The organism is Kribbella sp. NBC_00482 (assembly GCF_036013725.1).
Classification (GTDB): domain Bacteria; phylum Actinomycetota; class Actinomycetes; order Propionibacteriales; family Kribbellaceae; genus Kribbella.
In genome coordinates, this window is record NZ_CP107881.1 from 648698 (window position 1) to 669993 (window position 21296).

At 68.4% G+C, this 21296-nt stretch carries 25 protein-coding genes and 1 tRNA gene; 14 read left to right on the forward strand and 12 right to left on the reverse strand.

Annotation, left to right across the window (positions count from 1 at the left end):
* Positions 1-24: 24 nt before the first annotated feature.
* Together OHB24_RS03230 and OHB24_RS03235 are read right to left on the reverse strand one after the other, a co-directional pair.
* The gene (locus OHB24_RS03230; RefSeq protein ID WP_327637421.1) at positions 25-666 is read right to left on the reverse strand and encodes a response regulator transcription factor; all 642 of its coding nucleotides are present in this window, start codon (positions 664-666) and stop codon (positions 25-27) included.
* Entirely contained in the window at positions 654-2621 is a 1968-nt protein-coding gene (locus tag OHB24_RS03235) for a histidine kinase (RefSeq protein WP_327637422.1), read from the reverse strand. Before OHB24_RS03235 ends, OHB24_RS03230 begins: the two co-directional genes overlap by 13 nt.
* A gap of 137 nt (positions 2622-2758) precedes the next feature.
* Between OHB24_RS03235 and OHB24_RS03240 the strand changes: the two genes are divergently transcribed.
* Positions 2759-3451: a hypothetical protein gene (locus tag OHB24_RS03240; RefSeq protein WP_327637423.1), complete on the forward strand. Its 693-nt coding sequence runs from the start codon at positions 2759-2761 to the stop codon at positions 3449-3451.
* On the opposite strand, the gene OHB24_RS03245 is transcribed toward OHB24_RS03240, so the two are convergent.
* The 4 genes from OHB24_RS03245 to OHB24_RS03260 all read right to left on the reverse strand — a co-directional run bounded on the left by OHB24_RS03245 (position 3448) and on the right by OHB24_RS03260 (position 7835).
* Positions 3448-4428 (reverse strand): ribose-phosphate diphosphokinase, encoded by a 981-nt coding sequence (locus OHB24_RS03245; protein WP_327637424.1) that lies wholly within the window; start codon positions 4426-4428, stop codon positions 3448-3450. The two genes, OHB24_RS03240 and OHB24_RS03245, sit on opposite strands and share 4 nt — an antisense overlap.
* Positions 4429-4460: 32 nt before the next feature.
* Complete coding sequence (gene glmU, locus OHB24_RS03250) at positions 4461-5909, reverse strand: bifunctional UDP-N-acetylglucosamine diphosphorylase/glucosamine-1-phosphate N-acetyltransferase GlmU (protein ID WP_327637425.1); 1449 nt, start codon at positions 5907-5909, stop codon at positions 4461-4463.
* Between the two features lie 166 nt (positions 5910-6075).
* A complete protein-coding gene (locus OHB24_RS03255) occupies positions 6076-6861 on the reverse strand; it encodes a siderophore-interacting protein (protein WP_327637426.1) in 786 nt (261 codons plus the stop codon).
* Positions 6858-7835 carry an ABC transporter substrate-binding protein gene (locus OHB24_RS03260; RefSeq protein WP_327637427.1) on the reverse strand — a complete coding sequence of 326 codons (978 nt, stop codon included), beginning with the start codon at positions 7833-7835 and terminating at the stop codon, positions 6858-6860. The genes OHB24_RS03255 and OHB24_RS03260 overlap by 4 nt, the downstream gene beginning before the upstream one ends.
* A 100-nt stretch (positions 7836-7935) precedes the next feature.
* On the opposite strand from OHB24_RS03260, the gene OHB24_RS03265 reads away from it, so the two are divergent.
* Positions 7936-8730: a helix-turn-helix transcriptional regulator gene (locus OHB24_RS03265; protein ID WP_327641009.1), complete on the forward strand. Its 795-nt coding sequence runs from the start codon at positions 7936-7938 to the stop codon at positions 8728-8730.
* On the opposite strand, the gene OHB24_RS03270 is transcribed toward OHB24_RS03265, so the two are convergent.
* Complete coding sequence (locus OHB24_RS03270; RefSeq protein ID WP_327637428.1) at positions 8720-9790, reverse strand: hypothetical protein; 1071 nt, start codon at positions 9788-9790, stop codon at positions 8720-8722. The two genes, OHB24_RS03265 and OHB24_RS03270, sit on opposite strands and share 11 nt — an antisense overlap.
* 93 nt (positions 9791-9883) lie before the next feature.
* Here OHB24_RS03270 and OHB24_RS03275 point away from each other — a divergent pair, with 93 nt between their 5' ends.
* The gene (locus tag OHB24_RS03275) at positions 9884-10219 is read left to right on the forward strand and encodes a VOC family protein (RefSeq protein WP_327637429.1); all 336 of its coding nucleotides are present in this window, start codon (positions 9884-9886) and stop codon (positions 10217-10219) included.
* Here OHB24_RS03275 and OHB24_RS03280 read toward each other — a convergent pair.
* The gene (locus OHB24_RS03280) at positions 10212-11147 is read right to left on the reverse strand and encodes a phosphotransferase family protein (protein WP_327637430.1); all 936 of its coding nucleotides are present in this window, start codon (positions 11145-11147) and stop codon (positions 10212-10214) included. The two genes, OHB24_RS03275 and OHB24_RS03280, sit on opposite strands and share 8 nt — an antisense overlap.
* A gap of 54 nt (positions 11148-11201) precedes the next feature.
* The gene (locus OHB24_RS03285) at positions 11202-11672 is read right to left on the reverse strand and encodes a hypothetical protein (protein ID WP_327637431.1); all 471 of its coding nucleotides are present in this window, start codon (positions 11670-11672) and stop codon (positions 11202-11204) included.
* A 39-nt stretch (positions 11673-11711) separates the two neighbouring features.
* On the opposite strand from OHB24_RS03285, the gene OHB24_RS03290 reads away from it, so the two are divergent.
* The 5 genes from OHB24_RS03290 (at position 11712) to OHB24_RS03310 (ending at position 15291) form a co-directional block, all read left to right on the forward strand.
* Positions 11712-12542, forward strand: coding sequence for an alpha/beta fold hydrolase (locus OHB24_RS03290; protein ID WP_327637432.1), 831 nt, complete (start codon positions 11712-11714; stop codon positions 12540-12542).
* A 169-nt stretch (positions 12543-12711) separates the two neighbouring features.
* Complete coding sequence (locus tag OHB24_RS03295) at positions 12712-13293, forward strand: nucleotidyltransferase domain-containing protein (RefSeq protein WP_327637433.1); 582 nt, start codon at positions 12712-12714, stop codon at positions 13291-13293.
* Positions 13294-13410: 117 nt separating this feature from the next.
* Positions 13411-14412, forward strand: a complete 1002-nt coding sequence (locus tag OHB24_RS03300; RefSeq protein ID WP_327637434.1) for a threonine ammonia-lyase — start codon at positions 13411-13413, stop codon at positions 14410-14412.
* On the forward strand, positions 14412-14849 hold the full coding sequence (locus OHB24_RS03305; RefSeq protein WP_327637435.1) for an NUDIX hydrolase: 438 nt from the start codon (positions 14412-14414) through the stop codon (positions 14847-14849). The genes OHB24_RS03300 and OHB24_RS03305 overlap by 1 nt, the downstream gene beginning before the upstream one ends.
* 4 nt (positions 14850-14853) lie before the next feature.
* The gene (locus OHB24_RS03310; RefSeq protein ID WP_327637436.1) at positions 14854-15291 is read left to right on the forward strand and encodes a GNAT family N-acetyltransferase; all 438 of its coding nucleotides are present in this window, start codon (positions 14854-14856) and stop codon (positions 15289-15291) included.
* 7 nt (positions 15292-15298) lie between these two features.
* Here OHB24_RS03310 and OHB24_RS03315 read toward each other — a convergent pair whose 3' ends face one another.
* On the reverse strand, positions 15299-15772 hold the full coding sequence (locus OHB24_RS03315; protein ID WP_327637437.1) for a hypothetical protein: 474 nt from the start codon (positions 15770-15772) through the stop codon (positions 15299-15301).
* A 104-nt stretch (positions 15773-15876) separates the two neighbouring features.
* Between OHB24_RS03315 and OHB24_RS03320 the strand changes: the two genes are divergently transcribed.
* Positions 15877-16197, forward strand: coding sequence for a hypothetical protein (locus OHB24_RS03320; protein WP_327637438.1), 321 nt, complete (start codon positions 15877-15879; stop codon positions 16195-16197).
* A 25-nt stretch (positions 16198-16222) separates the two neighbouring features.
* Positions 16223-16981: an MBL fold metallo-hydrolase gene (locus tag OHB24_RS03325; protein WP_327637439.1), complete on the forward strand. Its 759-nt coding sequence runs from the start codon at positions 16223-16225 to the stop codon at positions 16979-16981.
* Between the two features lie 4 nt (positions 16982-16985).
* On the opposite strand, the gene OHB24_RS03330 is transcribed toward OHB24_RS03325, so the two are convergent.
* On the reverse strand, positions 16986-17423 hold the full coding sequence (locus OHB24_RS03330; protein WP_327637440.1) for a hypothetical protein: 438 nt from the start codon (positions 17421-17423) through the stop codon (positions 16986-16988).
* A gap of 30 nt (positions 17424-17453) precedes the next feature.
* Positions 17454-17525: transfer RNA gene (locus tag OHB24_RS03335), tRNA-Gln, on the reverse strand.
* A gap of 123 nt (positions 17526-17648) precedes the next feature.
* Between OHB24_RS03335 and OHB24_RS03340 the strand changes: the two genes are divergently transcribed.
* The 4 genes from OHB24_RS03340 to OHB24_RS03355 all read left to right on the forward strand — a co-directional run bounded on the left by OHB24_RS03340 (position 17649) and on the right by OHB24_RS03355 (position 21277).
* Positions 17649-18644: an acyl-CoA desaturase gene (locus tag OHB24_RS03340; protein ID WP_327637441.1), complete on the forward strand. Its 996-nt coding sequence runs from the start codon at positions 17649-17651 to the stop codon at positions 18642-18644.
* A 58-nt stretch (positions 18645-18702) separates the two neighbouring features.
* On the forward strand, positions 18703-19344 hold the full coding sequence (locus tag OHB24_RS03345) for a TetR/AcrR family transcriptional regulator (protein ID WP_327637442.1): 642 nt from the start codon (positions 18703-18705) through the stop codon (positions 19342-19344).
* An 86-nt stretch (positions 19345-19430) separates the two neighbouring features.
* Positions 19431-20609 carry a sensor histidine kinase gene (locus tag OHB24_RS03350; protein ID WP_327637443.1) on the forward strand — a complete coding sequence of 393 codons (1179 nt, stop codon included), beginning with the start codon at positions 19431-19433 and terminating at the stop codon, positions 20607-20609.
* Positions 20609-21277 (forward strand): response regulator transcription factor, encoded by a 669-nt coding sequence (locus OHB24_RS03355; protein ID WP_327637444.1) that lies wholly within the window; start codon positions 20609-20611, stop codon positions 21275-21277. Before OHB24_RS03350 ends, OHB24_RS03355 begins: the two co-directional genes overlap by 1 nt.
* The last annotated feature ends 19 nt before the right edge of the window (positions 21278-21296 follow it).

The following is a 21296-nucleotide window of genomic DNA, read 5'->3' on the forward strand; positions in this document are numbered from 1 at the left end:
GGCGCCAGTCCTTCGGGAGAGCGGTCAATGGCCTCCAAGATAGGCGAGGACCGCGAGCACCCGGCGGTGCTGTTCGTCGTTCGTGAGCAGGCCGAGCTTCGCCAGGATGCTGCCGACGTGCGTCTCGACGGTCCGCTCGGTCAGAAACAGCCGCCGGCCGATGCCCACATTCGTGCAGCCTTCGGCCATCAGTGCGAGTACTTCGCGCTCGCGCGGGGTCAGCGGCGCGAGGCGGTCGTCGGCCTGCCGCCGGCCGATCAACCGGCTGACGACTTCCGGATCGAGGGCCGATCCGCCGGCCGCGACCCGGTCCAGGGCGTCCAGGAACTCGTCGACCGCCAGCACCCGGTCCTTGAGCAGGTAGCCGAAGCGACCGGTCGCGACCAGTTCGACGGAGTGCCGGGTCTCGACATGCTGGGAGAGCAGCACGATCCCGAGTTCGGGGTGCAGCACCCGGAGCCTGCGGGCGGCCCGGGCACCGTCGTCGGTCCCGTCGGGCGGCATCCGGACGTCGATCACGGCCAGGTCCGGCCGGGTCTCCTCGACCACGGTCTGCAGGCTCGTAGCGTCCGCGGCCAGGCCTGCGATCTCGTGCCCCGCGTCGGCGAGGAGACGCGCCAGCCCTTCCCGGAACAGCGCCGAGTCCTCGCCGATCACGATTCGCACGGCAGCACCGCCTCCACCGTCGTACCCCTGCCGGCCGGACTCCGCAGCTCCAGTGCGCCGCCGACCGCCGCGACCCGGTCGAGCAGTCCACTCAGCCCCGAGCCGGGCCGCGGTACGGCTCCACCGCACCCGTCGTCCTCGATCCGGACCCGCATCGCGTCGGCCGACCGCGCGACCCGCACCACGATCGACGTGGCGTTCGCGTACTTCGCCGCGTTCGTCACCGCCTCGGCGGCCACGAAGTACGCCGTCGTCGCGAGCTCCTCGGGCAGATCGGCCGGGATCTGCAGCCGGACCGGTATCGGCAGCGACTGGGTGATCGCGCTCAACGCGGCGTGCAGACCGTCGTCCAGGCTGGTCGGGCGGAGACCGTGGGCGATCTGCCGCAACTCGGCGACCGCGGTACCGAGCTCGGCGACGCCCTGGTCGAGCAGCCCGTTCATGTCGACCGTCCCGTCGTCCAGATGCCGCTGAGCCAGCCGCATCGCCATGCCCAACGCGACCAGCCGCTGCTGCGCGCCGTCGTGCAGATCCCGCTCCAGCCGCCGTCGCTCCTCGTCACCCGCCTGCACCAGCCGCGCGCGGCTCGCAGCCACCTCGCGAAGAGCGCCGGCCAGCTCCGCCCGCAGCCGCGTCACCTCCACCAGACTGGCCGCCGCAGCCGCCACAGCTTTCAGTACGGCGGGAGAGGTCACGTCGGATGCGAGTACGCCGATTTGCTCACCACCCAGCAGCACCGGGACCAGCCGCGGCTCGGCCACCGGCGCACCTGCCGCGTCGACGAAGCCGGACGCTCCCGGGATCAGCAGGCCGACGCGAAGGGCCGGATCGCGGAGCGCGCCGCGCAGCGCGGCCTCGAGGTCCTCCGGCTGGGCCTGCTCGGTGTGGATCCGACGCTGCAGATCCTCGATCGCCAGCAGTGCGGCACGTCGCGGTGGATAGAGCCGCCGATCGACGGCGCGCTGCAGCCGGGTCCGCAACGGCGCCAGGATCAACGCGCAGACGGCCGTTGCGGCGGCCGCGACAACAGCCGAGTCGCGTCCCAGTACCAGCCCGAGTGAGACGGCTGCGACGGCGTACGTGCCCAGCAGGACGACCATCACGATGCTGTAGCTGACGGTATCGGCCAGCACCCGGTCGACGTCGTACAGGTCGTGCCGGAGCATCGCGACCGCGACGGAGGCCGGGAGGGACACCAGCGTGACGATCCCGAAGACGGTCGCCACGATGCCGCTCTGACCGGTGACCAGGATCTCGGCCAGGCACACGAGCGGGTAGACAACGGCGGCCAGGCCCGCAAGTAGGAGCCACTTCAGCTGGGCACGGACTGTGCCGGTCGAGCCGCGGTACCGGATCGCCACCGGAACGACCGCGGTCAGACAGAGCGCCAAGAACCCGAAGAACACGACCTCGCTCGCCACGCCAAGGACTCCGGACAGCGGCAGGTACGGCCGAGGCAGGTCCTGAAGCGGCGACAGGAACGGTGCCGAGGTGAACGCACCGAAGGCCTGTTGGCCTACGCCGAGCACCAGCAACGCCAGCGGAACCGGTCGCCACCGACGATTCACCAGCTGACCTGTCGGGAAGTAGAGCAGCAGGAAGGCGACCGCGGCCAGCAGCCACCAGCCGCTCTCGTCGAGCCAGGCGACCACCCGGCTGTCCACCGGCAAGCGCCCCGGATCGTGGACGACGGCGTTGTAGTAGACGTCGCGCGCGGTCAGGAACACGACGATCGCGCCGATCCAGCCGAGGATCGCCCCGACCGGGTTGGCCGGCTGCCGGCGGGCGACCGCGAGCCCGAGTACCGCGATCGCGGTACCGATCGCTGCCAGACCGATGAAGTTCCGCAGCGTGTGCGGACCGGTGCGGTACGCGATCAACAGCCAGGAGCCTCCCGCCACGAGCGTCAGAACGAGCAGGAAGGTACCGAGCGCGACCCACCGCGGCCACCGCATGTCGTCAGAGTAAGGCCGGTTCCCGCCGGATGACTCCGAGCCAGCACGGAGAACCTGGTCCGTGCTCTCTGCGATGCGCCGACCGGCCGTACGGGCGTTCTCTGGTGTTGTCCGAATTACTCGCGGGAGGGGACCCGATGTCCACCACAACTGTCCGGCCGAACGTCGTACCGGCCGATCCTGTCACCCGCCGGCGCATCGGCGCGATCGGCCTCGTACTCATCGTCAGCAACCTCGTCGCGACGCCCGGCGGCGTGCTCTGGCCCGAACCGTCCGGCGGCGGCGAGACCTATTCGTACGCCGACATTGAGCCGCTGCGGGACCGCTGGTGGGGACTGCTCGTCGTCCTGAGCATCAGCGGGCTCCTCGGCGTGGCTGCTCAGGCCTTCCTCACCGGCTACCTCGTCCGCGGGCGCGGTGCGGCCTGGGCCACGACCGGCGGATTTCTGATGTGGATCGGCATCGCCTTCCAGGCGGTCGGTGTCGGCGGGCTCGCAGCGACGTACTACGTCGCCACCGGGGTCGATGCGACGACGGGTGGCGCGGTGATCGACAACGCCAACGACGATCTGCTCCACCTGTTCGGTCCGATGCTCGCCGGCGGGCTGATGGTCGCCGTCGGAACAGTGATCCAGGTGGTCGGGTTGTGGCGGTCGCACGCCGTACCGCGCTGGGTTCCGCTGCTCGTGCTGTTCATCGTGATCAGCTTCGTGGTCCCGGGCAACGGGTGGATCGGGCTGGCCGTGCAGCTCCCGATGGCGGCCGGTGCGATCGCCGTCGCGTACTACGCGTGGCGCCGCGCCGCCGTCGGCAGCTCGGACACTGTCTAGGCGCGGCCGTCGAACAGGCTGGTCACCGAGCCGTCCTCGAAGACCTCGCGGATGGCTCGGCTGATCAGCGGCGCGATCGACAGCTCGGTGAGCTTGTCGAAGCGGCGCTCCTCGGCGATCGGCAGCGTGTTGGTGACGATCACCTCGCTGGCCTGGCAGTTCTTCAGCCGGTCCACCGCGGGGCCGGACAGGATCGCGTGCGTCGCGGCGATGACGACGCCCGCGGCGCCCTCGGCGTACAGCGCGTCGGCCGCCTTGGTGATGGTGCCGGCGGTGTCGATCATGTCGTCGACCAGGATGCAGACCCGGCCCTTGACCTCACCGACGACCCGGTTCGCGACCGTCTCGTTCGGGCGGTCGATGTCGCGGGTCTTGTGGATGAAGGCCAGCGGCGCGTTGTTCAGCCGCGCCGACCACTGCTCGGCCACCTTGATCCGGCCGGCGTCCGGCGACACCACGGCCAGCTGCTCGTCGCCGTACTTGTTCCGGACGTACTCGCTCAGGATCGGCATCGCCATCAGGTGGTCCACCGGGCCGTCGAAGAAGCCCTGGATCTGCGAGGTGTGCAGGTCCACGCAGATCAGCCGGTTCGCGCCCGCGGTCTTGAACAGGTCGGCCATCAGCCGGGCCGAGATCGGCTCCCGGCCGCGGTGCTTCTTGTCCTGCCGCGCGTACCCGTAGAACGGGAGCACCACGGTGATCCGCTTGGCCGACGCCCGCTTCAGCGCGTCGACCATGATCAGCTGCTCCATGATCCACTCGTTGATCGGCGAGGTGTGGCTCTGGATCACGAACGCGTCGCTACCCCGGACCGACTCCTCGAACCGGACGTAGATCTCGCCGTTGGCGAAGTCGTACGCCTGCGTCGGGACCAGACCGGACCCCAGCTCCGCGGCCACCTCCTCGGCCAGACCGGGATGCGCCCGGCCGGAGAAGACCATCAGGTTCTTCTCGGTGGTTCGTTTCATCCCGCTCATCGCCGCGCCTCCCGTTGTTCTGCGTGTACCGCTCAGGCCCGCTCGTCCGGCTGGTCGGCGAGCGCCGCCTCGGCCGCCGCGGCGGTCTTGGTGCCGGGACGCTTCCGCGCGACCCAGCCCTTGATGTTGCGCTGCCGGCCGCGTGCGACCGCGATCTCACCCGGGCCGACGTCCTCGGTGAGCGCCGTACCGGCCGCCAGGTAGGCGCCGTCCGCGATCGTCCGCGGAGCGACGATCACCGAGTTGCTGCCGATGAACGAGTGCTTGCCGACGTGCGTCGGGTGCTTCGCGACACCGTCGTAGTTCGCGAAGATCGTGCCGGCGCCGATGTTCGCGCCCTCGCCGATCGTCGCGTCGCCGGCGTACGTCAGGTGCGGGACCTTGGCGCCGTCGCCGATGGTGGAGTTCTTGGTCTCCACGAAGGTGCCGATCTTGCCCTTGACGCCGAGCTTGGTGCCCGGGCGCAGGTACGCGAACGGGCCGACCGAGGCGCCGTCGCCGATCACCGCGAGCGTCCCGTGGGTGCGGATGATCGTCGCGTTCTCGCCGATCTCCAGGTCCGTCAGGGTGGTATCCGGGCCGATCGTCGTACCGCTGCCGACCGTGGTGGCGCCGTGCAGCTGGGTGTTCGGCAGCAGGGTGACGTCCCGGGCGACCTGGACGGTCTGGTCGACCCAGGTGGTGTTCGGGTCGACGATCGTGACGCCCTCGCGCATCAGCCGGGTGAGCGTACGGCGGTTCAGCTCGGCGCGGAGCGTGGCGAGCTGGACCCGGTCGTTGACGCCCTCGGTCTGCATCGCGTCGCCGGTGACGTGCGAGCCGACCCGCTTGCCGTCGGTCCGGGCGATGCCGATCACGTCGGTGAGGTAGAGCTCGCCCTGGGAGTTGTCCGTGGTGAGCCGGCTGAGACCGTCCCGCAGGGTGGCTGCGTCGAAGACGTAGATCCCGGCGTTGATCTCGTCGATCGCCCGCTGCTCGGCGCTGGCGTCCTTGTGCTCGACGATCGCGGTGACGGTGCCGTCCGCGCCCTGCACGATCCGCCCGTACCCGGTCGGGTCGGGGACCCGCGCGGTCAGCACGGTGACCGCGTTGCCGTGCTTGTCGTGCTCGGCGATCAGGTCGTGGAGCGTCTCCGCCTCGAGCAGCGGAACGTCACCGGACGTCACGATCACCGAGCCGTCGAAGTCGGCCGGTACGGCGCTCAATCCGGCGCGGACCGCGTCGCCGGTGCCCAGCTGCTGCTCCTGGACGGCGGTGCGAGCCTCCGGGTCGACGATCGCCAGATGTTCCTCGACCAGTTCGCGGCCGTTGCCGACCACGACCACGAGGTGTTCGGGGCTGAGCGCCCGGGCGGTGAGCACGGCATGGCCGACGAGACTGCGCCCGCCGATCTCGTGCAACACCTTCGGGGTCGCCGATTTCATCCGGGTTCCGAGCCCGGCGGCCATGATGACGACCGCCGCGGGGCGATGGGAAGTCACGCGGTCTTCTCCTCGAGTTCCCTGCGAGTTCTTTCAACAAGTATCAGCATGGGCACCCGAAACAGCGCCCGCGCAAGCCTACTTGCTTACCGGACGCCCGCTCGCACGGGGACGGCGAGACCGATGTCACCCCGGCCGGGACAGCAGTCGGCCAGGCCGGTGACTCTCAGTGATCTTCGTGGTCCGCTTCGCCGCGTTTCCAGTAGCCGCGGATCACGGAGTCCGACTTGGGCCAGGGCCGGAGCGGACGGAGCGCGTCGGCCTCGCCCGCGGCGAAGAGGAAGGTTCGGGGCGGGACCGCGAGGGACAGGACGTGGGTGGCGAGCGTGCCGCGCGGGATCCAGTGGACCTTCGTGTTGGCGCGCGTGGCGAGCGGGTACGCCGACTCGTCCGGGTGGTCGATCTCGACGACGACGTCGGCAGTCAGGTGGCTCGGGGCCTCGTCGAGCCACCTGGCCGCCGCGGGCAGTCCGGTGGGATCGACGGCGAAGACATAGTGCGGGTGCGTGTACGGGAACGCACGGCCGCCGGGCGGACCGGCGATCGCGACGTTGTCCCCTTTTCGGAGTGCCTCGGCCCAGGGAGAGGCGAGTCCGCTGTTGTGAACCACGAAGTCCAGGTCGAGGTGAGTCCCGTCGTACCGCCTGACCGTGTAGCTCCGCGTCGGCGGGAACGGCCGTGGCCAGTCGAGCAGCTGACGGTCGTTCGGCACCGGCAGGCGGAGCGTCCCGTCCGGGTCCGGGAACACGATCTTCACGTGGTCGTCGCAGTGGTACGAGTGGAAGCCGGCCAACCCCTCCCCGGTCAGCGTCACTCGCACCATGTGCGCGGTCAGGTACGTCGTCCGCGCGACCGCCGCCGTACGCATCCCGATCGGGTACGGGATCCGCGTGACTCCTTCGCCCGACCGGTGATGTGCCTCGACCCGCTCGCGCGGGTTGTCCCGGTTCACCGCGCATCCCGTAGCGGGGCGAGCGCCTGGTCGAGCGCGCCGAGCGTCTGCAGCGCGGTCTCGTACGTCGCCGCCTGCGTGTACCGAACCCCGATCGCCCGCCCCGCCTTGACCGCCGGCAGGCTCTTCCACAACGGCGAGTCGAGCACGAACTTCACCGCCGGACCCACGCTCCCGTCCGGCTCCAGCGTGTACGTGATCACGTCCGCGTCCTTGAGGTCGTCGGGCAGCAGCTCGATCGACACCTGCTCGGACACCGCGGCGCTGCCCTCCCCCGGATGCTTCGGCCGGCCCGGATACGTGACCCCGATGTCCTGCGCGATATTCGTCCCCCACGACTTGTCGTACTCGCGCATGAAGCTGCCCTTCGCCACCTGCCCGTAGCCCCCGACATGCGCGAACTTCTTCCCCTGCAGCGCGTCGGCGTACTTCGTCTTCAGCTCGGCGGCCCGCTTCTCGTACGCCGTCTTCGCCTTGTCGAAGTCCTCCGCCCGCCCGGCCGCGTCGGACTGCCGTTGCGACAGGGTCCGCCACGCGTCCGGCACCGTCGGACCGATCGCCGCCACCGGCGCGATCGCCTTCAGCCGGTCCAGGTCGATGTCCTTGAGCACCGGCTGCGGCACCCCGATCACGATCAGGTCCGGCTTCGCCAGCGCGATCTTCTCGTAGTCGGTCTCGGCGGCAGTCTCCCCGGCGATCTTGGTCAGACCGTCGTACGTCGCCTGGTCCGCGGCCGACATCATCGGCACGCTCCGGGCGAACAACGAGATCCCGACCAGCGGCGCCCCGGCCTCGATCAGTGCGGGGACGGCGTACCCGGTCGCGACCACGCGCTGCGGGGCCTTCGGGATCGTCACGTCGCCGCCGTCGGCGCGGAAGACCCGCGTCTCCCCGGCCACCGGCCGCGGATCGGACGAACCGCACGCGACCAGCCCGGCAGCCAGGACGAGCGCACCCAACGGGCGCAGGAACATGCCAACCTCCTCGTAGATCGAAGTTAGGCTAGCCTTACTTGATGGCCGCTGATAGCGCGCAGAGGACAGCGGATGTCGCGAGGAGGACACCTTGAGTCTGGTGACGGCTCGCGGCGCCGACCCGGACAACTGCGACGAGTTCGGCTACGGCATCGGCACGCCGGGCGGGATCCTCGTCCTGCGGTACGTCGCCGCGACGGCGCTCGAGTTCGGCGAGAGCCGGCAGGACTGGCTGCACCAGCTGTACTGGTCGCCGGACGGGCTGATGGCGGTCACGTACCAGGGCAACACCGAGTTCGTCGGCGCCGGCGAGGCGGTCTGGGCGCAGCGGGCGGTCAGTCACTCCGTGCAGGCGAAACCCACCTCGATCCGGCCGACACGCCACACGGTCTACCGGTTGTGCCTGCGTGAGGATCCGCCTGGGTTGGCCGGTTTGCGGATCGGGACCGCGCGGGTGCCGTCGCAGGTGGCAGACGCGATCCGCGGCCTCGCGGTGCGTGGGCTGCCCGAGCCGGACGGGCTGCAGTTGCGCGCCCGGCTGATGTTCGGGCTCGCATCGCTACGGGATCTCGCCGATCCGGCGGGCGACGGCAGCGGGTTCGCGCTGCGGGTCGCGCGAGCCCTCACCAACGATCCAGCCGACCCGACCAGTCTGGACGAATGGGCGGGCCGGCTGCATGTGAGCGCGAAGACGCTGCAACGGGACTTCCAGCGGCAGTTCGGTCAGTCGTTCACCACGTGGCGTGCGAGCCTGCGGCTACGGGCGTCGCTGATCCTGCTCGACGCCTACCCGGTGTCGGAGGTCGCCCACCGGGTCGGCTACTCGAGCGCATCGGCGTACATCGCGGCGTTCCGTCGTACCTTCGGCCGTACGCCGGGGCAGGTCAGCGACTGAATGCGGCCAGCGCGGCGAACGGGGACTGTGCCGACGCGGCGGACATGCCGACCGTCCACACGCGATCCTTCGTGGCGGTGACGCCGGTCAGGGTGCCGGTCGCGGCCTTGGGCGCCGGACCCGCGACGAGCTTCGAGCCGCTCAACTGGAGGACGTACGGCTTCGCGATGTCGCCTTCGAAGCGTTCGCCGACCACTGTGGGGAGATTGTTGCGCAGAGCAACGTCGTACAGCTGGGCCATGCCGGCCGGTACGGCGACCTTGGTCCACTTGGTGCCGTTGTAGTGCATGGCCAGCGGGGCGATGCCGGACGCGTACTGGACGCCGACGAGCCAGATGTTCTTCGGGCCGGCGGCCGCCATCCCGGTCGGGATCTGGGAGCCGTCCGTCGGCAGATCCTTGACCAGCGTCCAACGTTTTCCGTCGAAATGCGCGAGGCCGGCGTTGAGGCCGAGCCAGGCGTTCTTCGCGGACAGGACGGTCAGCACGTTGCCGTTGATCGATCCCTCCAGGCCGGTGTTGAGGGCCCGCCACTTTCCTGCTGCGTAGCGGTAGACGACGGCGCGTTCCTTGCCGCCGACGTTCGCCCAGCCGGTGACCCACGCCGAGGCGTCCGGCGCGATCACGACGTCGTCGAACGATCCCGTGGGTACGGCGGGCGGCTTGACGACCTGCCACTTGGTGCCGTTGTAGTGCAGGGCCATCGGTTTCGGTTTGTCCGGGTCGGTGCGGTCCTCACCTACGGCCCAGACGTTCTTCGCCGTACCCACCGCAACGCTTTCCAGGCTCGCGTTGGTCTTCACCGGTTGGGTTGTGGCCTTCCAGGCCTTGCCGTCCCATCGCATCGCCAGCGGGCGCTGGACCGCGAAGTCGTCCACCTGGTCGCCGCCGACGGCCCAGGTACCGCCTGGTCCGGTGGCCACGTCGTTGAAAGTGGCCGGCTGCCGGTGCGTCGCGGTCGTTGTCCATTGCAACGATTCCTGCGCGGCCGCGGAACCTGCTGTGACCGCGGCCGCCAGGGCCCCGGCCATCAGTACGAGCATGCTTTTCTTCAGTCTCACAACGATCCCCTCCGAGTCAGCGTCTCCTACACCCCTCCCGACGCTGCGACACGCCTCCTGCGTTACACCCCGTTTTCTGCAACCCTGGAAGGCATGGCACTCACACTCGGAGCAATCGTCCTGAACGTCCCGGACACCGGCCCCGCCGCCGACTTCTGGCGCGAGGCCCTAGGCCTCACCGCCGACCCCAACAACCCCGACTACCTCGCCCCACCACCCGGCACCCCGGCCACCAGCGTCCACCTGGACAGCACCGACCGTACCCACCTGGACCTCTGGGTAGACAAAGAAACCTCAACCCCAGAAGCCGAAGTAGAACGCCTCATAGCCCTCGGCGCCGAACGAGTAGAAGACTGGACCTACCCACCCAACGCCGACTTCATAGTCCTCAAAGCCCCCGACGACACCATCTTCTGCATCATCACCTGAGCAGCCCGGCAACCTGAGCGCTGTTGAAGAGGTTTGCTGTGAGGGGGACGTGGGTGTCGCGGTTGTAGGGGTCTTCGTCGTGGGCGTTGGCGATGATCAGGGAGTAGGCGCACCGGTAGGTGAGGAGGTGCTCGGGGTCGTAGCCGAGGCGGGCCGCGAACTCTGTGTCGAACGCTGCTTCGATCTCGCGGGCTCGGGGAGACCAGAGGTCGATGACCGTGGCGGTGGCGGCTGCTTCGAAGACCGGGTCGCCGGGCATGGTCAGGAGGCCGAAGTCGAGGAGCGTTACGGGGCGGAGGTTCTCGTCCACGAGGATGTTGCCGGCGGTGACGTCGCCGTGAACCAGACGCGTCTCCGGTTCCTTGAGGTCTGACAGCAACACGAAGAGGTTCTCGACCTTCGCCTCGAAGTTGTCGATGACCGGGCTCAATTGGTCGCCGAACCGCACCAACCGCCGTCGCACGAGACCCGACAGCGCGTCGATCCACGACACGCCCTCCGGCCGGAACGGGTCCGGTTCGTCGAGCACCGTCGTACGGCGAAGGACGTCCGGCGCCTGGACCTGCGCGACTGCCTCGACCACCTCGACGACGCAGTCCCGCAACCGCTCCCAACCCGCGTCGCCGAACTGCGGCGCCACCGTGTGCAGCGGAACGCCGGGCAACTCTTCCTCGATCGTCACCCAATAGGGCCCTGGGCGGTGCAGGTCCAGTACGCGCGGCGTGCGATAGGGCAGACGGCCGTCGAGAGCGGCGTACAACTCCCCCAGCGTCCGCAGCTCACTCTCGCCGGCGTGGAACCAGATCTTCGCGACCTTCTCCCCACCGAGCCGAAACACCGCCCCCTGCATCCCGATCGCAACCTGTTCAGCCTCCCGGTACCCCAGACTGTGAAGCTGCTCCTGCAGAAAAGCATCCGACAACGACATGCCGAGAGACCCTAGCCGCAGGTTTTGCTTGGTGTCTGTCGATTTTGACCTGGCTCAGTCGTACGAGCGTTCTGTGAAGCTGAGGCCGCCGCGTTCTGGTTGGGTCAGGTACTGGGACTTGCTGTGGACGGGTGGTGTGCGGACGTACTGCGTGAAGCCGGGTGCGCGGAGGCGGAGGTCGAAGTTTTGGCCCTCGATGTGCCATAGCGGGTCCGGGCGGTCGTCGGGTGGGTCGAGCCGGTGCAGGTCGGCGATCTCGAGCAGGTCGTTCATTGGCTCGAGCTCGCCCTTGAGGTCCCACGCCTCGTCGAACACCAGCGTCGCCGGCGCGATCCAGAACGTGAAGTGCCGCCGCGCGAACGCCGGATCCACCCACCGGACGATGTAGTCGAGATCGAGCAGTACGCGCTGCCAGGGGAACCCGTCCTCACGTACGCCGATGCTCACCGCGTGCACCCGGCAGTCGTGCCAGCCCATCACCTCGAAGTCGGCCGCCGTCCAGGTCGCCTTCTCCAGTTCCGTCATCGCACCAGTATTGTCGGAAGGGCCTGGAATCCTTGCGGTATGGGTGATTCGCTGGTGGATGTCGGAGGCGTCACGCTGTTCGTCCGGGAGCTCGGGCGGCGGAGTGACCGGCCTTCCGTGGTGGTGATGCACGGCGGGCCCGATGTCGGGCATGGGTATCTGGTGCCCGGGTTCGAGCCGTTGGCCCGGGATCATCACGTGGTGCTGTTCGACTTCCGCGGGTGCGGGCGGAGCAGTCGCGGGTTGCCGGACGACGACCTGCAACCGGAGTACGTCGTACAGGACACGCATCGGTTGATCGAGAGACTCGGGCTTGGGCCGGTCGACCTACTCGGGTTCTCGACGGGTGGGCGGGCGGCGATGGAGTTCGTGCACCAGCATCCGGAGCAGGTACGGCGGTTGGTGCTCGCGTCGACCTCGGCGTACTCGTCTGCGGAGAGTGCTGTCTACCTCGCGGACTGGGACGAGTACCAGCGCCGCCAACGGGTCGAGGACGAGGCGAACGGTGCCCTGCGCAACTCGACGGTCTTCGTGTGGGACCTCGCCCGCGCGCCGGCGTACCTGCAACTGCTCGAATCCCTGGACACCGACCTGGACACCGACCTGGGCGACTGGTCGTACGAACGCGCGATGAACGGCCTCATGCACCCGTGGATCACCGGCGACCCCGAACAGATCCTCCGCACCTTCGCGAAACCCATCCTCATCCTGCACGGCGAGAAGGACATGGGCTTCCCCGTCCAACTCGCCCACCGCCTGCACGCAGCCGTCCCCAGCCACCTAGCCGTCATCCCCGACACCGCCCACATGTGCCACTTCGAACAACCCGAAACCTGGTCCCAACACATCCGCGACTTCCTGACCCCCTGAAAACCGCGTGCCGACCCATCGCAGCGTCGGTACGATCGTGCGCTGAGTGTCAGGGCGAGGAGGAGGTGGTTGCTGTGCGCGATTTCTGCGCGGTGCCGCCTCGGATCTTCTGGCGGCTCTGACTCTCACCGGGGCTCACCGCATCAAACCTCATGCGATGGAGTCGCAGATGCATTTCGAAGTGTTGCACGCCGTACGGGCGTTGTTCGCCGACTACCCCGGCCGGTACTGGATCGCCGGTGGGTGGGCGCTCGACCTGTTCGTCGATCGGGTACGGCGACCGCACACCGACGTCGACGTACTCGTCCTGGCCCGCGACCTCGACCTGGTCGCCGGCACGTTCACCGACCCGCGGCCGACGGTCGAGAACCCGAACACCGGCGACCAACGTCCCTGGGACCCGGGCGAGACGTTGACGCCCGGTCCCGACGTACTGGCCTTCCCCGACGACCTGTTCCCGGCACCGGTTCGCGTCATGCTCGCGGCGTCCGACGGCGACGACTGGGTGTACCACCGCGGCCGCGGCAACCTCCGCAAACCGCTCGACGAGATCACGCTCACGACCGGCGACGGCATCCCGTACCTCGCCCCGGAGCTCGTGCTCCTGTTCAAGTCCCGCAGCGACCGCCCGAAGGACACCGAGGACTTCAACGACGTCGCCCCGGATCTCGACACGGCCCGCCGCGCCTGGCTGCACGACCGCATCGCCCCGCGCTACCCCGACCACGCCTGGCTCCCCGCCCTAACCTGACGTCACCGGAGTACTGGGGACCCCCGCCGGGGGCGGTGAACAAGATATTGCCAGTGTCCAGACGCCATGGGGTGTTCCCAGTCCTCCACGTCGGACGATTGCGTAGGATCCGGTGTCGTGCAGGGGACGCGGCTCGACATGGACCGGATTCGTGCGGCTCGGGAAGTCATCGATCCGGTGTTCCTCGACAGTCCCCTGTATCGCAGCGAAGCGCTGGAACCGCTGCTCGGCTGTGCGATCAACATCAAGCTCGAGACGGCGAACCCGGTCCGCAGCTTCAAAGGTCGCGGTACCGAGGTCGTCGCGAGTCAACTCGCCGGCAGCGACTCCCGAGCCGTGGTGTGCGCGAGCGCCGGCAACCTCGGCCAGGCCCTCGCGTGGTCGAGCCGCGACCGCGGCCTGGACGTCACCGTCGTCGCCTCGAGGTTCGCGACCGCGACCAAACTCGACCGGATCCGCGCACTCGGCGCCAAGCTCGAACTCGTCGACGGCGACCACGAACTCGCCCGCGAACGGGCTGCCGCCATCGCGCAGTACGACGGGATCCGCCTGCTCGAGGACAGCCTGGACCTCGAGACATGCGAGGGCGCAGCAACCATCGGCCTCGAACTCGTACCGCAGATCGCCCAGCCTCGGACCGACCAGCCCCGGAGCGATCGGTCGGGCGATCGTCCCGTGGTGCTGATCGCGCTGGGTGGCGGTGCTCTGGCGACGGGTGTGGGTTACGTGCTGAAGTCGCTCGCGCCCGAGGTCGAGGTGGTCTGCGTCCAACCGCTCGGTGCACCGGCGTTGACGCATTCCTGGCACCAGCGCCGCGTCGTCACCACCGACACGACCAACACGATCGCCGACGGCGTCGCCGGCCGCATCCCCATCCCGGAGGTCCTCGACGACCTCCTCCTCGTCGCCGATGACGCCGTACTCGTCCAGGAGTCCTCGATCGTCACCGGCCTGCGCATGCTGCTCGACCACGCCGGCCTCGTCGTCGAACCATCGGCCGCCCTCGGCATCGCCGCGATCCTCGAAGACCGCGACCGCTTCGCCGGACGGCAGGTGTTCACCATCGTGTGCGGCAGCAACGTCGACCTCGACAAGTACCGGGCCTGGGTCGGCCTCTGATGGCGAGGCTCGCGGTGAAACTCCTGCTGCTGGACGAGGACGATCGTGTGCTCCTCATCCACGCCAAGGACCCGAAGACCCAGGCCGAATGCTGGTACCCGGTCGGCGGCGGCGTTGAACCCGACGAGTCCCTGCAGACCGCCGCCGCGCGCGAGGCGTACGAGGAGACCGGTCTGCGCGATCTACCGACGGGGATCCACGTGTGGACGCGGGACCACACGTACGAGTTCAACGGCGAAACCGTCGACGTACACGAGGAATGGTTCCTGCACCGCGTCGGACACTTCACACCGGCGCCGGCCAACCTGAGCGAGTACGAAACCACCACGATCCTCGGCTTCCGTTGGTGGACCGCGCACGAGTTGATCGAGACCGCCGAAACAGTCTTCCCACCACAACTCAGCGACCTACTGACCAACGTACGCGCAGGAGAATGAGTTCGTGTCCGATCCATCGGTCGTCATCCGTCCGGCTCGTCTCGAAGACAACGAGCACGTCTGGCCGCTCGCCCAGGCCTTCGCCACCTCGTTCACTCCGGAACGGTCGGCGTTCGACGCGACCTGGAAGCAACTGGTCGACGTACCCAACACGCTGCTGCTGGTCGCCGAGACCGCCGACGGCGCAATCGTTGGCTACCTCCTGGGCAACACTCACCTCACCTTCCTGGCCAACGGCCCTGTCGCCTGGGTCGAGGAGGTGATGGTCGAGGACAACCAGCGGCAGTCCGGAATCGGCCGCCTGCTGATGGAACACGCCGAGCGATGGGCCGAGTCCACAGGCGCCGCCTACCTAGCCCTCGCCAGCCGCCGAGCCGGCCCCTTCTACCTGGCCCTCGGCTACGAAGACTCCGCCACCTTCTTCAAGAAGCCCCTGCCCTGATCCACGATCAGGTGTCGTATTCGAGTCCGTCCCAGGGTTCGTAGTACGCGATGAAGTCGCCTGGTTCGATGTGGATCGAGTACGTGCCTTCGAACTCGCCACCCACCCAGCCGAAGGTCACGCCGTTCCTGACCACGGAGAACGGCGCGACGTCGATCGGCTCCAGGACGTACTTGCCGAGCTCACCCAACCGCGTGGCGACCAACTGATCCGCGCCGGCGGAAGCAGCCTGCCCCGGCGGAACACCTTCGGGCCGGCGCACCTCGTCGACCTTCACCTCGTCGAACGTCCCGTCCGCCTTCCACAGGAACAACCCGACGTACGCCGCCCCAGAACCGAACAACTCGTCGCTGAGAAAGAACTTCCGCCCGTCCTCAGCTGTCCCGGCGTACGGCACGTGATAGTCGTCCGGAACGATCCGGAACCGCTCCGGCACCCGATCCACCTCCGCCTCCCCGAACCGCCCCCGCGCCCGCCCCATGCCGCACAATCTAGCCACCGCTGACGGCTTATGTGACCACTGCCGGGTTACAACACGCCACCGCTAAAACAACCCGCCAGTGCGTTGGTCTGCACACTGGGATTGTGCGGACCGTTCCGTTGGTGCTTGGGCTCGTCGTCGCGGTGGTGATCAGTGCGCAGATCGTGCTGCTGATGGGTGGTCGCCGGCCGCTCGACAAGCGGTTGCGCGACCTCGGTACGGGCGGCGACGCGTTCGGACTGCTGTGGGCGGCGCTGCTGACGATGGGCGCGGTGGTTGGCGTCATCGGGAGCCTTCTCGGCGTAGCGGGAGCCGGTGGTGCGGTCGGCGTCGTACTGGCGCTCTTGACCTGGACGTCCGCCGTCATTTGGGCCCACCGTCGGCCGCAACCACCCGCACGGCACCAGTCAGCTCACGACAAGTAGGTCTCGCAGGTGACACAGTGAGCGGATGCTGACTCAGGTGGGTGATGGGGTTTGGGTGCGGCAGAGCGAGTGGGTTTGGAGCAATGCCGTTGTGGTGCGGGGGGAGAGCGGGTTGGTGCTGGTCGATCCTGGGATCGACGGGGCCGATCTGAGTGAGCTCGCCGATGATGTGGATCGGCTGGGTGTTCCGGTGGTTGCTGGGTTCTCGACTCATCCGCACTGGGATCACCTGCTCTGGCATTCGCGGTTCGGGGACGTCCCGCGGTACGCCACGCTCGGGTGCGCGACGGTTGCCGGGGAAGTGCGAGAGCGGGCGCAGGCGATGGCAGTGGAGAGCGCGGAGGGCGTCCCGCTCGAGCTGATCGGGCTCCTCAGCCCGCTGCCCGCGGACGGGGGACCTATACCGGGCGAGATCGTCGAGCATCAGGCGCACGCCATCGGCCACGCCGCAGTACTCCTCGCGGACCGTGGCGTCCTGATCGCCGGCGACATGCTCTCCGACGTACTGATCCCGCTGCTAGACGCCCGCCGCCCCGATCAGGTGTGCGCCTACGAAACAGCACTCGACCGACTCAGCGCAGCCGCCGAGCACGTAGACGTCCTGATCCCCGGCCACGGCGCCGTCGCCGAAGGTCCCGAGGTAGCAGCCCGCCTGTCCGCCGACCGCGCCTACATAGACGCACTACGCCGAGGAGAAGACCCGGCCGACCCCCGCCTAACCCAAGACTGGCTAGCCGGCCCCCACCAATCGAACCTGCAACAGGCCCGACCTTCATCCGAATGAAGCGCTAGAGCCAGGGCGGGTCGTATCGGCTCACATAGGCGCGTGCGCGTTCTGTCGGATCTGCCCAGTACTGGTGCGGCTGCCGATGCACGTGCTTTTCGCAGAACTCCCGAAGGTCACTGCTGATCGTCTCCACCTCACGGACGGGGCGACCCTCGAAGTCGCTGTTGACCTGCAGGAGTTCGGACTCGAGGTTCCAACCCGACGCATCGAACACCCACGTGCCCCACCTCGCGTACACGTGCAGCGGATGCTCGAAGTCACCCAAGTACAGCGCCGCCAAGTCGATCCCTTGATCGGGATAGAAGTCCCTGCACGTCCACGCCAGCACGTGGCACGCCCCACTCGAGAAGAAGGCCCGATCCGTTCGCTCCCAGGAGACCCGCTGATCCGCCCGCTCGATCGCACTCCGCCGAAACACCCCAGACGCCATCACAGCCATGGGCCGATGCTAAGCGCCGGGTCGTACTAGCTCCCCCGCCAGGTTTCGATCCTGGTCTTCGAGATTCAAAGTCTCGCGGGCTGCCGATTACCCCACGGGGGATCGTGGTTGCCGGGACAGTTTGCCATGAGTGGGGTGGATGACACGCTGAGGGGTTCCTTACCTACGGTCCCGTAGGTTACGGTAGCGTAGGTAAGGACACGCTGAGCTGAGGGATTAACAAATATGACTCCACCCGCCGTAGCCACTCCGGAAGCGCCCACCCGTACCGCGCCGGTCGAGGACGTTGACACCGGAACGCTCGGCGGTGAGCAGAAGAAGCTCTGGGAGCAGGTCGCGCTGGCGCTGTTCATCGGCATCCCGTTCCTGGCGGTGCTGGCGGCGGTGCCGATCGCGTGGGGCGGGTTCCTGGGCTGGCGCGACATCGTGATCGCCGTGGTGTTCTACACGGTCGCCGGTCACGGGATCTCGATCGGTTTCCACCGGCTGTTCACGCACAAGTCCTTCAAGCCGAACCGCCCGCTGAAGTACGCGCTGGCCATCGCCGGCTCGCTGGCGATCGAGGGCCCGGTGATCCGCTGGGTGGCCGATCACCGCAAGCACCACAAGTTCTCCGACCGCGACGGCGACCCGCACAGCCCGTGGAAGTACGGCAACACGCTGGGCGCGCTTACCAAGGGCTTCTTCCACGCGCATGTCGGCTGGCTGTTCGACACCGAGCAGACCCCGCAGCGCCAGTACGCACCGGATCTGCTGAAGGACAAGGACGTCGTCAGGGTGTCCCGGATGTTCCCCGTGCTGGTGGCCGTGAGCCTCCTCGCGCCGGCGGTCATCGGCGGCCTCTGGTCCTGGTCGTGGACCGGTGCGCTGACTGCGTTCTTCTGGGCCAGCCTGGTCCGGATCGCGCTGCTGCACCACGTCACCTGGTCGATCAACTCGATCTGCCACACGATCGGCGACCGGCCGTTCAAGAGCCGGGACAAGTCCGGCAACGTGTGGTGGCTGGCGATCCTGAGCCAGGGCGAGTCGTGGCACAACCTGCACCACTCCGACCCGACCTGCGCGCGGCACGGCGTACTCAAGGGACAGCTCGACACGTCCGCCCGCTGCATCTGGATCTTCGAGAAGAGCGGTTGGGTCTCGGACGTCCGGTGGCCGGTCAAGGAGCGGCTGGAGGCCCGTCGTGTGGACTCCTCAGCCCGTACGCTCAAGGCTGCCTGACCTGAAAACTCCCACCGGCAATACCCGAAGTGCGGCATGATGCTGACGTGATTACGACGTGACGGAACCCAAACCGCGGCGGTCCGGCCGGATCCGGATGACCAGTGCCGATCGTCGCGAGCAACTCATCACCATCGCCCGCGGCCTGTTCGCGCAGAAGGGCTACGAGGCGACCTCGGTCGAGGAGATCGCACACCGCGCCGAGGTCTCCAAGCCGGTCGTGTACGAACACTTCGGCGGCAAAGAAGGCTTGTACGCGGTCGTTGTCGACCGCGAGGTACGGGCGTTGCTCGACGGTGTCACCGGCGCGCTGACGGCCGGCCGGGCGCACGAGCTCGTCGAGCAGGCGGCGCTCGCGCTGCTCGACTACATCGAGAACAACTCCAACGGGTTCCGGATCCTGGTCCGCGACTCGCCGGTCGGGTCGTCGACCGGCTCCTTCATCTCGATCCTCAGCGACGTCGCGACCCGGGTCGAGCACATCCTGGCCGAGGAGTTCAAGCGTCGCGGGCTGGACCCGAAGAACGCCCCGATGTACGCCCAGATGCTGGTCGGCATGGTCGCGCTCACCGGCCAGTGGTGGCTGGACGCCCGCAAACCGAAGAAGCAGGACGTCGCCGCGCACCTCGTCAACCTCGCCTGGAACGGCCTGTCCGGCCTCGAGGTCAAGCCCGTTCTCGCGACCCGTCCACACAAGTAACGGCACCAGTAACAGCCTCTGGTCGTACGCCGACATCCGACCGTGGAATGACCCCTGCCGAGGCCGGCCCCCGTACCCTGGCCAGCATGACGGGGATGCTGACCGCGAGGCCGCTGCCTGCCCGGAGCAAGGCGTTCGACCTGTTCCTGGCCGGCGGCCTCTGCATGATGTTCGGCTTCCTGTCGCTGGCTCAGGCGCACTGGAGCGGCATCCTCGCGTTCGGCATGCTGGTCCCACTGATCTGGCGCCGCACCCACCCCGAACTGGTCTTCTTCGTCGTCTGCTCGGTCGCAGCCCTGCAGTGGCTCGCTGCCATCGAGCTGATGCCCGGCAACGTCGGCCTGCTGGTCGCGCTGTACGCGATCTCCGTGTACGGCGACGTACGGCTGAGCCGGATCGCGCTGGGCATCGGCGGTCTCGGCGTCCTGATGGCGACCTCGCGGTACTGGTCGAACTCGGACTGGAAGCAGCAGGTCACGATGATGGTCGCGCTCGGCGCGCTCGTCTTCGGCGTCTGGGCGTTCGGCGAGCGCCGCCGTACCCGCGGCCTGTACGTCGCTCAGCTCGAGGAGCGGGCCGCCCAGCTCGAACGGGACCGTGACCGCGAGGCCAAACTGGCCGTGAGCAACGAGCGGACCCGGATCGCCCGCGAGATCCACGACGTGGTGGCGCACGGCCTGTCGATCATGATCGTCCAGGCCGACGGCGGGCTGTACGCCGCGGACCAGTCCCCCGAGGCGGCGAAGAAGGCGCTCGCCACGATCGGCGACACCGGGCGCGCGAGCCTGACCGAGATGCGCAAGATGCTCGGCCTGCTCAAACAGGACGAGCAGAACGAGCTCGACCCGAACCAGCCCCGCCCGCAACCCGGCGTCTCCAGCCTGCCCGAGCTGATCGACAACGTCCGGGAAGCCGGGCTCAGCGTCAGCTACGACGTCACCGGAGAACCCCGCGATCTCCCGGCGCTGCTCGGGCTGACGGCGTACCGGATCGTCCAGGAGGGTCTGACGAACACGCTGAAACACGCCGGGCCGGGGGCGCGGACGTCCGTCAGCCTGGACTTCGGGCGCGAGATGCTGACCGTGGTGGTCACCGACGACGGCCGCGGCGCCGGCGTCGCGCCGAGCTCGGACCCGGGTCACGGCCTGGTCGGGATGCGGCAACGCGCCTCGGTCTCGGGCGGTACGGTGAGCGCCGGACCGAAGGCGGGCGGTGGTTACGAGGTGATCGCCAGACTGCCGTACAACCTGCCGACTGGAGAGTAATGAACGACGACGTGATCCGGGTGTTCCTCGTGGACGATCAGGAACTCGTCAGAGCGGGCTTCACGATGCTGGTGGACTCGCAGGCCGACATGCGGGTGGTCGGCCAGGCGGGCGACGGCGGCGAGGCACTCGAGAAGATCCAGGTGACCGCGTGCGACGTGGTCCTGATGGACGTCCGGATGCCGCGGCTGGACGGCGTCGAGGCCACCCGCCGGCTGCAGTCGTTGCCCGAGGCACCGAGGGTGATCGTGCTGACGACGTTCGACCTGGACGAGTACGCGTTCGCCGCGATCAAGGCCGGCGCGGCCGGCTTCCTGCTCAAGAACACGCCGCCGGCCGATTTGCTGAACGCGATCCGTCAGGTGCACTCCGGGGACGCCGTCGTCTCCCCCAGTACGACGAGACGGCTGCTGGAGCACTTCGCCGGAGCACTGCCCGACGCCGATGTCGAGCGGCCCGACCTCAAAGACCTGACCGCCCGCGAGCGCGAGGTGCTGGTCGAGGTCGCCCGCGGCCTGTCGAACACCGAGATCGCGAGGCTCTTCACGTTGTCCGAGGCAACGGTCAAGACACACATCGGCCGCATCCTGGCCAAGACCGGCCTGCGGGACCGGGTCGCCCTCGTCGTCCTGGGGTACGAGACCGGGCTCGTCCGGCCCACCAAGTAATACCCAGGTAGGACCTGGG